This is a genomic window from Paenibacillus sp. PL91 (assembly GCF_012935325.2).
Taxonomy (GTDB): Bacteria; Bacillota; Bacilli; order Paenibacillales; family Paenibacillaceae; genus Pristimantibacillus.
On record NZ_JABBYG020000004.1, the window covers coordinates 103918 to 117315 of the forward strand.

Here is a 13398-nt window from a genome sequence, read left to right on the forward strand (position 1 = left end):
CGTTGATATTGGCCCGATTGTTATCGTTGGAAAGTTGGAAGCGAGGGCTGTGGACGATCGTTCGGCTCGTGCTGATCATCGGATTGTCGTTTGTTATCTTATATCCGATTATCCAAAAAATTTCGACGGCGATCAAGGACAAGGCGGACCTGTATTCGCCGATCGTCGTGTTCATTCCCGAGCACTATACGTTCGACAATTTCAAGCAAGCGATCTCCATTATGGATTATTGGGAAACGCTGGTGAATACGTTTCTGCTATCAAGCATGACGACGGTCATGACCGCAGCATCTTGCGCGTTCGCAGGTTATGCGTTCGCCAGGTTGAAGTTCAAAGGAAGTAATCTGCTGTTCGCGGGCGTAATACTAACCATACTGGTTCCGCCTACGACCATCTTAATTCCGATCTATATGAACTTAAAGGACTTTACGCTTCTGGGATTGGTCCCGTTGTTGACGGGCGGAAAGTCATTGAATCTGCTTGATTCATATTGGCCGTTCATTCTGACCTCCATTACGGCCAATTCGTTAAAGGCGGGGCTATACATCTTTATTTTCCGGCAGTTTTTCAGAGGCATTCCGAAAGAGGTCGAGGAAGCGGCTTACATCGACGGAGCAGGCATCGGCTCGACGTTCCTTCGCATCATGCTTCCGAATGCGATTCCATCCATCGTTACGGTGCTGCTCTTCTCATTCGTGTGGCAGTGGAACGACAGCTTCTTCACGACGACCTATTTGACGTCGAGCAAGGTTATGTCCACGCAGTTGTCGTCACTTCCTTACAACTTGCAAATATTGCTTGAAGGCGGCGCAACGACCAACAAAGACCCGTTCTTCATGAGCATGGTGCAGGATACCGGTATTTTGCTCGCGATTCTGCCGCTCGTTATTCTTTATTTGTTCGTTCAAAGGTACTTCGTCGAAAGTATCGAGCGTACCGGAATCGTCGGTTAAGGGAAGGACGCATGTATAGCGCCTTACGGGGGCCGGCCACTTCGGCCGGCTGCCCGCAAGGCGCTTGTTGCTGCTTAGAGGATTGGTGTGGCAAAAAAAGATTTCGAATGGAAGGCGGGCAAACGAAATGATTCGAAAAGGCAACAAGCTAATATACAGCATAATAGCAGCTGTCACATTAATTGCGGTCGTTGCTGTGCTTATTTTCAATAAGCATCAAGCGGAAACCGTGAATGAAGCGGCTGTGCTTCAGAAGGAAGCACCTGCGGGCAGCGTGAATACCGAGGATGGCCAGCCTTCAAGCACTCTTGAAGCGAGTGCGACTCCGGTTCCATCATTGAAGCCAACTCCGATGCCGGAACCATCTGTCGAGCAGGATATTCCGTCGATTGCAGAGGTGTTCGCCGATTACTTCCCGATCGGAGCGGCCATCGAGCCGTCCCAGACCGAGGGGCTGAAGGCGGATTTGCTCAAGAAACATGTGAACTGGCTCGTAGCGGAAAACGTGATGAAGCCCGATGCGATCCAACCATCGGAAGGAAACTTCAATTGGGCCAATGCCGACCGAATGGTTGCGTTCGCGAAGGAAAACGGCATGGAGGTGAGATTCCATACGCTTGTCTGGCATAGCCAGGTGGGTGCCTGGTTCTTTAAAGACGCCGAGGGCAAGCCGATGGTCGATGAGACTGATTCGACTAAGCGCGAAGCGAATAAGAAGCTGCTTTTGCAGCGACTCGAAAAGCATGTCCGTACGATCGTCGAACGATACAAGGACGATATCCAATCATGGGACGTCGTCAATGAAGTAATAGAACCAGCCGATCCGGACGGGATGCGGGCTAGCGAATGGTATAAGATAACCGATACAGACTTTATCGAGACGGCGTTCCGAGCGGCACGCGAAGCGGGCGGAGCCGAGGCGAAACTGTACATTAATGATTACGGTACAGACAATCCGGCCAAGCGAGACCGATTATATGAGCTTGTGAAGGAAATGCTGGACAAAGGCGTGCCGATCGATGGTGTCGGACATCAGACGCATATCGACCTATTCGGGCCGACGGTGAATTCCATCATCGATTCGATGAAGAAGTTCGCCGGGCTTGGACTGGACAATCTCGTAACTGAGCTGGATATGAGTCTCTACGCATGGAACGATCGGAGAGATATCGGCAGCGATATCCCTGAAGACCTCCTACTGAAGCAGGCGGACCGATATCGCGAGCTGTTCGAGGCGTTCAGGGTGAACAAGGATATACTCGGAGGGGTCGTATTCTGGGGCATCGCGGATGATCACACGTGGTTGAACAGCTTCCCGGTGACGCGTACCAACGCGCCGTTCCTGTTCGACAAGCAGCTTCACGCGAAGCCGGCATTCTGGGCCGTCGTCGATCCTTCTGGGCAAGTACGACCATAAAAGCATGAAAAGTATCGCCTATAATTTGCGGGGGAACCCCTATTGATAGACGGGTTGTTCCCCAAGCGCATGCAGGCTAGACTGGTTGGATGATGGACTAATCCAGAACTACAAAGGGGAGCTAGCGATGAACAAAACGACAATAACGAACCCGGTCATCTGGGCGGACGTTCCGGATCCGAGCGTGATCCGTGTAGGATCGACCTTCTATATGGTCAGTACAAGCATGCATTCGATGCCGGGCTGCCCGATTATGAAGTCCGAAAATCTGCAGGATTGGGAGCTTGTTAATTACGTATACGAGACGTTCGAAGATAATGACGCGCACAATTTGCTTGACGGTAAAGGCATTTACGGCAAGGGATCTTGGGCTGCCAGCTTACGCTATCGCGACGGCATCTTTTATGTGTGTTTCTCGAGTCTGGATATGAATCAGTTCTACGTGTATACGACCGAGGATATCGAGAACGGGAAGTGGGAACGCAACGTTATTCAAGGACTTCACCATGATCCGAGCATGCTGTTCGACGATGATGGCCGTGTGTTCGTCTTCCACGGCAATGGCGATATTCGGATTACGGAGCTGTCAGAGAATGCAACTGCACTGAAGCCGGACGGTATCAATCAGTTGCTGCTCGAGACGGAACGAGACGGGATCATGCTTCGTGCCGAGGGTTGCCATGCCTACAAAATCAATGGTTATTATTATTTGTTCTTCATCGATTGGCCGAATGCAGGTAACATGCGCCGCAGACAGCTATGCTATCGTTCACGTGATCTGCTCGGTCTATACGAGCACAAGCTAGTACTCGATGATCAAATGGATTATCGCAACAATGGCATCGCGCAAGGCGGCATTATCGATACGCCAGATGGGGATTGGTATACGGTACTGTTCCAGGATCACGGAGCCGTCGGCCGCATTCCATGCGTTCTGCCCGTCGTTTGGGAGAACGACTGGCCAGTCCTGGGGCAACACGGCAAAGCGCTGAAGACGTTCGAAGTGAAGCTGCCCAACTCAGAGCCAAAGCCGCTTGTCATCAGTGATGAGTTCGATTACGGGGAGAACCGTCTAGCGCTTAACTGGCAATGGAATCATAATCCGGACAATGGTAAATGGTCAGTAACGGAGCGACCGGGCTGCTTGCGCCTAACGACGGGACATGCCACGAATAGCGTAGAATTTGCCCGCAATACGTTAACGCAGCGTACAGTAGGTCCGGCATGTGTCGGTACAACTGTTATGGACATCAAGGCTATGAATCCGGGCGACCGTGCAGGATTGGTGGCGCTGCAATATGCTTTCGGCTCGGTCGGTATTCAGGTCGACGACAACGGCGACCGTTACGTAGCAATGTGCGTCAATGGCAGAGTGGACGGCGGTCAAGGCGAAATCACGGTTGATCGCGTAAAGTATGAGGGCGACCAAATCTATTTGCAAATGGAGTGCCAGTACGATAATGGCGATCGCGAGGATATTGCCTGCTTCCGCTATTCCTCGGACGGAGTGAATTGGCATGTGATCGGCGATCCGCTTCGTATGCAATACAGGCTCGAGCACTTTATGGGCTACCGAATCGGGCTGTACAATTACGCCACGAAGCAAGCTGGCGGTTTCGTCGATTTCGATTACTTCCGCTATGCTAGACTTATTTAACTATTTTCGCAACGATAAGGAGAGTGCGCTTGCATGAATTATAACAATCCGGTTATAAGCGGGTTTCATCCGGACCCAAGCGTCTGCCGCTTTGGCGATGATTATTATCTCGTAACGAGTTCCTTCGAATATTTTCCGGGTGTTCCGCTGTTCCACAGCAAGGATCTTGTGAATTGGACGCAGCTTGGCCACGTCCTGACAAGGCCCGAGCAGCTTGATCTAAGCCGCGCGCCAAGCTCTGGCGGCATATTCGCGCCTACGATCCGCGAGCATAACGGAACATTCTATATGGTGACGACGAACGTTACCGCCGGCGGCAACTTCTTCGTGCATACGAACGATCCGCGCGGGGAATGGTCGAACCCGATATTCGTCGATCATCCCGGCATCGATCCCGACTTGTTCTTCGATGAGGATGGAACATTGTTTTTCACATCTTCCGCTCACGGGGATCATGGGCCTGGCATCTATCAAAGCAAGATTGATCCAAAAACCGGAAAAAGGCTGACTGATCCTGCTTTCCTCTGGACGGGAACGGGAGGCCAGTACCCGGAAGCACCGCATATTTATCGTTACGGCAACTGGTACTATTTGATGATTGCCGAAGGCGGCACCGAGTACGGCCATATGGAAACGATCGCTAGAAGCGAACGTCCGAACGGGCCTTTCGTAAGCTGTCCGCACAATCCGATCTTGACCCATCGCAGCCAGTCGAAGACTATTCATGCAACGGGACACGCAGACCTCGTTCAAACGCCGGACGGCGACTGGTGGGCTGTATTTCTTGGCATCAGGCCGCATGGCTATCCGAATAAACACCATCTCGGCAGAGAGACTTTTCTTGCTCCCGTCACATGGACGGAAGAAGGCTGGCCGATCATTGGCGATAATGGAACCGTCAGCGAGACGATGCCGGCAGGCAATCTTCCGCTGGAGCCTGTCAAAGCTGTTCCCGTTCGGGACGGCTTCGAGGAGGAGGCTCTTGCGCCGTATTGGAATTTTATGCGTTCGCCCAACTCGGATAATTGGTCGCTTAGGGAGAAGGACAGCTGTCTAACGCTACGTGGCAACGAGACGACGTTGAATGAAATCGGAGCGCCTGCATTTCTAGCGAGAAGACAGCAGCATTTCGATTGCAGCGTGTCTACGCATATGGAATTTGCACCTCAGCGTGACGGAGAGGAAGCGGGCATTACCGTTTATATGAACGAGCGCTTCCATTATGAGATTGCTGTGACTCGTATCGCCGGTGTGTGCAAAGTAATTTTCCGTAGAAAGCTCGGCAGCTTGTGGAAGATCGAGAACGAGGCGCCGTGGGCGTTCGATTCTATCGTGCTTCATGTGAGCGCGAATCGCGACCAGTATGCTTTCGGATTCTCTGATGGCAACGGAGAGCCATTCTGGTTCGGCCGTGGAGAGACCTCCCTTCTTGCAACGGAAGTGGCTGGCGGATTCACTGGCGTGCTCTTCGCATTGTATGCGACCGGCAACGGAGCCAAATCGGAGTCGCTTGCCCATTTTGACTGGTTCGATTATGAATCAAAGTAACAAATTATCCTTTTCTTGAGCAATACAAACAATAAAAGCTTCTCCCAAGTTGCCGGGAAAAAGTTTTTATTCTACTAAGTCGGAAACCAACTCAGGCGCCTTTCTTCACCTAATTTGGGTCTAACCGATATGTTCCGGACAGGTATAACTGTCGTATCTGTTTCAGTCGTCGCTGCTGTCTGGAGTCCATGGCTTCTGCTGGCAATCTTTCTTGTGGCCCTGCCGACGGCCTTATCAAAATGGAATGAAACTATTGAAATATAACCTGGGAAAAATAAATTGCCTATCAACTACTTAAGCACTATTTGGCGGGCTTCGTTGGCTTGTATCAAGTCTAAACCTATAATTCAACAGGTTGTTTGAGAGTAAAGCAAAGTCTAAAGTCAACCTATACAAGAAGAGGAGGCGATCGGAGAAATGGACAATTCCCGATATGAAGGATCTTTAAAACTTCATAAAGCGTTTAGTCAGCAGTTTTTAATTGGTGCGGCTGTAAATGTGAAGACGCTGGTTACACAACGCGAGTTGTTGGCTTATCATTTCAATAGTTTAACGGCTGAGAATGAGATGAAGTTCGAGCGTTTGCATCCTGCAGAACACCAGTATACTTTCGAGGATGCAGATCGCCTAATGAATTTCGCGAAAGTAAACGGAATGCAGGTTAGAGGGCATACGCTCGTCTGGCATAATCAAACGCCTGCTTGGGTGTTCGAGAATGAAACTGGAGGTCTAGTTGAACGCGATACGCTGTTGAAGCGAATGAAAGCTCACATCAATACAGTGGTTGGGCGTTATAAGGGTCAAATTTATGCATGGGATGTCGTGAATGAAGCCGTGTCTGATAGTAGCGAAGAACAACTGCGTTCGTCCAAATGGCTCGACATCGTCGGGGAGGAATTTATTTCCAAGGCGTTCGAATATGCGCATGAGGCCGATCCGAAAGCGCTGTTGTTTTATAACGATTATAACGAGTCCGTACCTGAGAAGAGGGAAAAAATTTATGGACTGGTAAAATCTCTGAAGGAGAAGGGCGTGCCAATTCATGGTATCGGACTTCAAGCGCATTGGAATCTATCCCATCCGTCACTGCACGATATCCGAACGGCAATTGAACGTTACGCTTCGCTTGGGCTGAAACTGCATATCACGGAGATGGACGTGTCGGTTTTCGAGTTCGAAGATAAACGAACCGATCTGATATCGCCTACTTCCGAGATGATGAGTCTTCAGGAGGAAAGGTATTCCCAGTTTTTCCAGCTGTTCTGCGAATATAGCAATGTGCTGACGAGCGTAACGTTCTGGGGGGCCGCGGACGATTATACGTGGTTGGACAACTTCCCGGTCAGAGGGCGCAAAAATTGGCCGTTGCTGTTCGACAAGGAACAGCTGCCGAAAGGATCATACTACAAGTTGGTCAGCAGGTAGCAGAAGCGTCTAAAAGAAATGCCGGATTAGCCGGGGTACTCGTTTTAGGATTAAAAAAAACTCAAAATAGAATAAAATCATAGCTAACACATTTGGGGATGACAAGGATCGCTTTTTCAATACTTCTTGTATCGATAATATGGAAAGCGTTCAACCTGAGGAAAGCTTGTAATAGAAACGGAAACATGGTGAGTTGAAGAGGTTAACAATCCTGCTCTACCTAGCTATAGTGCTGGTATCAGAGGGACTAACGATGGCAACGGCAAAACAGAAATAATAGAATGTTCCATAGTGCAAGAAGGAGAGCGCCTGCTTATTTTGCAATTATTCTTCGAACTTGCTCAACGGTTAAGTATTTATTAATGATACGGGTAGTAATTTGATATTTTCCCCTTTAAGTAGACACTCAAAAAAACCGTCAAGTTATTATGACGGTAGGAGTGAAACCTGGAGGGGATATTTTTTATGGCTAAAAAGGGACAGCATTTCGAACCTAAACTGAAGAATTTATATTAGAGGCGGTTAGAGCATATCTTGAGGGTTGTTCAAGCTACAAAAGGATGGCTGAACGGTTAGATATCCGTAATTGTTCGCAACTAAAAGTGTGGGTAAAGAAATGGCAAAATGGGAGCTTATTCGATGAGTTTAAAAAACGGGATTAGCCCATTGAAGGGGCGCCCTCGCACGACTTTTAGCAGTGTCGAGGAAGAGCGGGACTACCTGAAAGCAGGTGGACTAGTCCAGCTATTACAAATGGCGAACCACACAACCGAAGCGTGACGCGAGACAACAACGGGATCATGAGGTCAAAGAGCATATGATGGCCATCCATGTTAAGAACCATGAGTTCGGCTATTCTCGCATGATGAACGCTTTATGGGAAGCAGGCTTCAACAGTGTACTTCGCGGGCAAAATTAGTTACGAGTGACTATTTTACGAAGCCGAAGCCCAGAATCGTAAATCGCTTGCTCTCATGTTCTGCCGCCATTCTGATTTCCACTGTATGCTCTCTCGATTGCCGCTCCCGATACAAAATGAGGGCGTGGCAACGCGTCCACTTGACGGTTTGGGACTCCGCCACCTTCACAAGCTTTCCGTCAACCCAAATATCGGCGTTTCCGAAATCGTTGCTTCCGGAATTTTTATAAATGAGTAGCAGGCTTTTGCAGTGAAGCGTCATGGTGAAGCTGTCTCTGCCGGATTCGGATGTATGCATCCAGTTGTCGGGGAATTGAGGTGTGCCGTATGGATGGTCGTCCATCTCCGCGAACTGGAGTTCGGTATCGGATGCGTAGAAACTGCCTTCCATAATCTTTGCTACACTAGGGCCATTGTTCCTATCCAGCAAACGAACGTCGGCGAAATCGTTGCCGAACATCGGCGGCTTGTTGAGGATGATATCCTCTTGATTCGGTGCGCAACGATCGGTCTCCGCGAATAGCCAACGCAAGCAGTCGGCCATGATGCGATGTCCCGCGTTGGTCGGATGATAGATGTCGCTAAAAAATTGCGGCTTGGAAATGACGTTGCCTTCGTCCTTTGACTTTGGAAATTGTTTCGTCACCGCATCCTTCACGCTTACCATGGGAAGCCCATAATGCCGGCCGACGGGAGAAAGCCGTTCCTGCAGATTCCAATCGTTTTCGAACACGCTGAACAGCAGAATGACAGCGGGTACATTGGCGGCGGCTAGGGCTTTCAGTACGAGACTTTCGTAGCAAATCCCTTTCGTCTCGTCGTCGGCGTCATTGACGGCAAACTCCACGACGACGATGTCCGGCTGAACCGCTCCGTTTCTCAGGACATCTCGCTCATAGCGAATCATGCCCAGTTCGGAAGGCGTGCCGCCTACACCCGCTTTGATAAAGTGGATCTGATTGCCGCCGTCCTTACCAAACATCTCTTTGAAGGCGGTATATGTCCGGTAAGCGTAGCTGGACGTATGGAGCGGATCTGCTCCCGCTCCATGAGTGATGGAGCCGCCAATGAAAGCAAGCGTAACGTTATCGCCTCTTTTGGCCTTTTCAATGGCGGCTTTCAATCGCTTATTGTTGCCTTTGTCGAGCAGCGATTTGGCGATCATCTCGTGATAAGCCTCCGAGTAAATATCAACGAGCTCCTCTGTAGCGTCTAAGGGTAGACCGTCTGTCATCGTTATTCCCCTCTCTTAGGTTCGATTAGCCTATCTTAGTACAAACCGACCGAACAGAAAACCCGTCAAAGCATGGTTGAAGGTTCGGAAAATCGTAAATAGCTTTATCAATAAAGTGCTGGCAGCAAATTTCAACCATTATCAAATTGATTTTACATCGGGTTGTGTCCACAACGTCAAAAAATTCGACAATACTGGGGAGGATCTTGAGGATTTGATCTCGATCGGGACGATTGGACTGATCAAGGCGATCGAGAGCTTTCAAACCGGTAAAGGAACGAAGCTCGCTACATTTGCTGCTCGTTGTATCGAGAATGAAATACTTATGCATCTCCTGTCTTTGAAGAAGACCCGGAAGGACGTTTCTTTGCATAATCCGATCGGCACGGACAAGGAAGGCAATGAGAAAATAAACATAGAAGATCTAAATAAGCTAACGGGCAGTTTTGTTGAAAGAGCACGATGTACAAGCAGGACTTGTGAAACCTCTGGATAAATTTAGGTTGATAATATTTCATTGAGAGATTGGGGTGTTTATATGGAACTAATGTATGATGAATTTCATACAAAAATCAATAATAAATTTGAGGTGTCATGTCTTTCAGTTCCCTGCTTATTGACAATATTATGTTTAGTAGCTAAACTAAATTTATGAATAAAAATAATCAACCTTCGTCTGACAAAGTAAACAGTGGAAGTCGTAATCTTGGCCGATTGATTATGCAATTGCGACGGCTCGAGCGCCATCCGAAAAGTTTTGGTAAAGCAGGTTTATTAACACCAAGTGAAATTCACACGATTGAAGCAATCGGCTGCGAGGGCGGCATTCTTATGAGTGAGCTCGCTGTCCGCCTTAGTGTTACTAAAGGTGCTGTCACGCAGATTGTTGTGCGCCTGGAAGCAAAAGGGCTGGTGACACGTTCGACACATCCGCATGATTCGAGGGCAATCGTAATTTCACTTACCGAAATAGGAAGGGAGGCTTTTAAGGCTCACGAAGATGTTCATGATAAATTTTACGATCAACTTCGAACTCAGTTAAGTAAACAAGAGATAGAAATATTCGAGAAGTGCATTGATAAATTGATCGAATCATTAGGGGGATAATTTTTTTTGGTCATTTAGTTTAGTAACTATACTATATAAATTTGTTGGTGATTATATATGAATTCATCCGCACTTCAGGCGCAAGTTATTACAAATAAACATCGATTTTTCATGATGACTGCCATATGCATGGGGGCATTTATTCTCATTTTACTGCTGGTATCGTGAACGTTTCACTCCCCCATTTCATGAAAATATTTCAAACAAACCTGGGAACCGTTCAATGGATTACAACGGGATACTTGCTTGTCATTGCCTCCTTGCTTCCGTTAATGGGGAAACTTGGAGACCGCTTTGGACATCGTCATATCCACAATCTTGGATACTTGTTTTTTACCTTAAGCTCTTTGCTTGTTGCCTTTTCGCCGAACGTATACACGCTGTTGATTCTTCGAATGGTGCAGGCCATAGGGGCCGCTATGTTCCAAGCTACAAATATTGCGTTAATCACTTATCATTTTCCAAAAGAACAAAGAGGCCAGGCGCTTGGAATTATGAGCTCCGCCGTAGCTATTGGCGGGATGACTGGACCGATTGCCGGGGGAATTATAGCGGAGTGGCTCAGTTGGCAATGGTTGTTTTTGATTCATGTCCCTGTTGTTTTAGTTGCTACATGGCTGGCTTTTCGCTATATTCCGTCTAGCCGACAGGAGAGAATGTCCTGTTCTATTGATAGTCTTGGAGCAATTTTATTTATGATCGTGATCAGCACACTCATTTATGGTATATCGAGCGGCAATACTCGAGGCTGGCTTTATTCTGAAATCATTTCCGTATTTACTGTTGGTTTCATTTCTTTGGCCATTCTCCTGTTCTGGGAGTTACGTCAAAATACCCCCTTTTTACCAATAAAGGCATTTCGTATTCCGGCTGTGACATACGGTTTGATCATTAGCTGCGCTTCTTTTGTTCTTGCAAATACAGTGTTGGTGGTTATGCCATTTTATTTATCCGGCAAGGCTGGATATGCTCCTGCAGCTGTCGGATATATCATGACCTCTTATCCTATGTTGTTAGCATGTACGAGTCTGGTTGCGGGACATTTGTCCGATCGTTTCGGTTCAGGTTTTTTAATGATCACTGGGTTATGCGGCATGGGAGCAGGGCTTGTCATTCTCGCCTTTTTTCTCGGTCAATTATCGGTTGTTGGGCTTATTGCTGTACTTGCCTTGATTGGAATGGGTATGGGGCTCATCGCTTCTCCAAATAACAGCTTCATTATGAGGCATGTGCCTTTGGAGTATGCCGGGTCGATAGGAGGAATGATCGCATTAACACGAAATACCGGCATGGTTTTAGGGGCGGCTCTGGGACTTGGGATTATGAATACTGGACAGATTCCTTCATTAAACGCTTTTCAGTTCGTATTCGTAATTAACATTGCCATTTGTATAGTCTGCGTTGTGGCAATGGGATATAGAGTTCGTTTAGAACGCCGGCGAGATAGGGAATCTGTTGAAAAGTAATGGATGATACACAGGAATGAACGATAATATCGTAGTGGTTGGCGGATATGGTCAAGTGGGGAAGGTTGTTTGTAACAGTCTGGGAAAACTTGTTTCCAAGGAAGGTTTATGCTGCCGGAAGGAGTTTTGAGAAAGCCAAGCAATTTGCTTCAACTACCCATGGAAAGGTTCTGCCTCTACAAATGAATGCATATGAAAAACAGTCTGTTAACTTCTTAGAAAAAGCAGCTCTTGTTGTCATGAGCCTGGACCAAGAAAAACACGACGGTAGCCATGTAATAGGGGGATTCGCTCCAGCCAATTCTAATTGGCTGGAGCTTCCCTTTATTGTTAATCATTCGCCCTCACACAATAAAGGGATATTTTCACAACTGTGATCTATGATAAATAGAAGATTTAACAAAATATTTGTCGGATATATATAGGGTATACCCGTATGGTATAATAAAAAGAAGGAGGCGGATGTAAATGAGCGACCAAACAGATCTAGTAGAACCAACCTCTCATGAAGCTTCTTCATGTTGCGGAGCGGAGGAGACGGGGAGAAAGAGCCATCACTCGGAAAAGGAAAAAAATAATTTGGTTTCACGTCTTAATCGGATAGAAGGTCAAATTCGCGGCGTTAAAGGAATGATCGAAAAGGATACGTATTGTGACGATGTGTTGAATCAAATTGCTTCCGTTCAATCTGCATTGAACAGTGTGGGGAAACTTTTGCTTGAGCATCATATGAGAAGCTGTGTCATCGAACGTCTGCAGGATGGGGATACTGAAGTACTAACGGAACTGATGACTACGATGAACAAGTTAATCAAATAAAAGAACACAAGTGAGTTATAAGTAAGTCTATAGATTGTGCTAATAATAACTAAGAGAGCATTTAGATTGTAAATGCTCTCTTAGTTATGTAGAGGTATCAAATTGATGAGTCTGATGATTTTGCTAATAGAGACTGGTAATGGCCTTCACGTATCCTGAATGACTTTTGCTAATACTTCGGTTGTCCTGTAACTTTCCTCCAAACTGTTTTCGACACCGCCGATTTCAATTAATGCACTATTGCCAGTGAGCGACTGATCGCCGAGAAATGGTCTTGTCATTAACGGATAAAGGTTCACGAACCATTCGACAGATACGTGAGCAATCAATAAAGTTTTATCAGAGTGTTTTAAAGGATCTAACAGCAAATGATCAAATGATTATTATTGAAGGCATCAAAACATTTACAGATGCGCTAATAAGATACAAGGGAGATTGGGCAGCAGAAATGCTGCTTTTTTTATATAGTATACGGGGGTATCGTAAAATTTTGTTGACTAAATATAGGGTGGAGGGGTATACTATGTTTATAAAGAGGTTGGCAATGATTGTTATACAAAACACCCCAGCGACTTAGAAATGAAATTATTGAATGATTGTTACGATGTAACAACTAATCATAAAAAGGAGAAGATGAACAATGACAAATATAACCTTGCAAGTAGAGGGTATGAGCTGCCAGCACTGTGTGAATTCAATTGAGGGAGCATTGAAAGTTATCGGGGCAATTGGAAAAGTAGATCTTACGAATAATACAGTGGACGTATCGTTTGACGAGAATCAAGTTGCCTTTGAAGCTGTAAAAGAAGCGATTGAAGAGCAAGGCTACGATGTTGTGTGAAAAACGAAATAA

The 13398-nt window shown here is 46.9% G+C and carries 13 protein-coding genes and 1 pseudogene; 12 read left to right on the forward strand and 2 right to left on the reverse strand.

Translation table 11 applies throughout. The features are described from left to right. Positions 1–2 precede the first annotated feature (2 nt). The 6 genes from HI950_RS11820 (at position 3) to HI950_RS36390 (ending at position 7662) form a co-directional block, all read left to right on the forward strand. Positions 3–953, forward strand: a complete 951-nt coding sequence (locus HI950_RS11820; RefSeq protein ID WP_169082538.1) for a carbohydrate ABC transporter permease — start codon at positions 3–5, stop codon at positions 951–953. Between the two features lie 127 nt (positions 954–1080). After that, the gene (locus HI950_RS11825) at positions 1081–2370 is read left to right on the forward strand and encodes an endo-1,4-beta-xylanase (RefSeq protein ID WP_187768074.1); all 1290 of its coding nucleotides are present in this window, start codon (positions 1081–1083) and stop codon (positions 2368–2370) included. A 127-nt stretch (positions 2371–2497) separates the two neighbouring features. Further along, the gene (locus HI950_RS11830) at positions 2498–4027 is read left to right on the forward strand and encodes a glycoside hydrolase family 43 protein (protein WP_169082537.1); all 1530 of its coding nucleotides are present in this window, start codon (positions 2498–2500) and stop codon (positions 4025–4027) included. A gap of 33 nt (positions 4028–4060) precedes the next feature. Further along, complete coding sequence (locus tag HI950_RS11835) at positions 4061–5575, forward strand: glycoside hydrolase family 43 protein (RefSeq protein ID WP_169082536.1); 1515 nt, start codon at positions 4061–4063, stop codon at positions 5573–5575. Between the two features lie 417 nt (positions 5576–5992). Further along, positions 5993–7000, forward strand: coding sequence for an endo-1,4-beta-xylanase (locus HI950_RS11840; protein WP_169082535.1), 1008 nt, complete (start codon positions 5993–5995; stop codon positions 6998–7000). A gap of 509 nt (positions 7001–7509) precedes the next feature. Further along, positions 7510–7662 (forward strand): helix-turn-helix domain-containing protein, encoded by a 153-nt coding sequence (locus tag HI950_RS36390; RefSeq protein ID WP_187768084.1) that lies wholly within the window; start codon positions 7510–7512, stop codon positions 7660–7662. A 267-nt stretch (positions 7663–7929) separates the two neighbouring features. Here HI950_RS36390 and HI950_RS11850 read toward each other — a convergent pair whose 3' ends face one another. Next, positions 7930–9153 carry an SGNH/GDSL hydrolase family protein gene (locus HI950_RS11850; protein ID WP_169082534.1) on the reverse strand — a complete coding sequence of 408 codons (1224 nt, stop codon included), beginning with the start codon at positions 9151–9153 and terminating at the stop codon, positions 7930–7932. Positions 9154–9268: 115 nt separating this feature from the next. Between HI950_RS11850 and HI950_RS11855 the strand changes: the two are divergent. From HI950_RS11855 to HI950_RS11875, 5 genes and pseudogenes are all read left to right on the forward strand, one after another. Beyond that, positions 9269–9616, forward strand: a pseudogene (locus HI950_RS11855) (sigma factor); the annotation flags it as partial. A 188-nt stretch (positions 9617–9804) separates the two neighbouring features. Beyond that, complete coding sequence (locus HI950_RS11860) at positions 9805–10260, forward strand: MarR family winged helix-turn-helix transcriptional regulator (protein WP_169082533.1); 456 nt, start codon at positions 9805–9807, stop codon at positions 10258–10260. A 125-nt stretch (positions 10261–10385) separates the two neighbouring features. Beyond that, positions 10386–11726 carry an MFS transporter gene (locus tag HI950_RS11865; RefSeq protein ID WP_223285238.1) on the forward strand — a complete coding sequence of 447 codons (1341 nt, stop codon included), beginning with the start codon at positions 10386–10388 and terminating at the stop codon, positions 11724–11726. A gap of 47 nt (positions 11727–11773) precedes the next feature. Next, positions 11774–12103: a hypothetical protein gene (locus tag HI950_RS11870; RefSeq protein ID WP_187768075.1), complete on the forward strand. Its 330-nt coding sequence runs from the start codon at positions 11774–11776 to the stop codon at positions 12101–12103. Positions 12104–12194: 91 nt separating this feature from the next. Further along, entirely contained in the window at positions 12195–12545 is a 351-nt protein-coding gene (locus tag HI950_RS11875) for a metal-sensitive transcriptional regulator (protein ID WP_169082531.1), read from the forward strand. Between the two features lie 146 nt (positions 12546–12691). Here the strand turns inward: HI950_RS11875 and HI950_RS11880 are convergent, their stop codons facing one another. After that, positions 12692–12826, reverse strand: a complete 135-nt coding sequence (locus tag HI950_RS11880) for a stage II sporulation protein P (protein WP_169082816.1) — start codon at positions 12824–12826, stop codon at positions 12692–12694. A gap of 359 nt (positions 12827–13185) precedes the next feature. Here HI950_RS11880 and HI950_RS11885 point away from each other — a divergent pair, with 359 nt between their 5' ends. Beyond that, positions 13186–13386: a copper ion binding protein gene (locus HI950_RS11885; RefSeq protein ID WP_169082530.1), complete on the forward strand. Its 201-nt coding sequence runs from the start codon at positions 13186–13188 to the stop codon at positions 13384–13386. Positions 13387–13398: the final 12 nt, after the last annotated feature.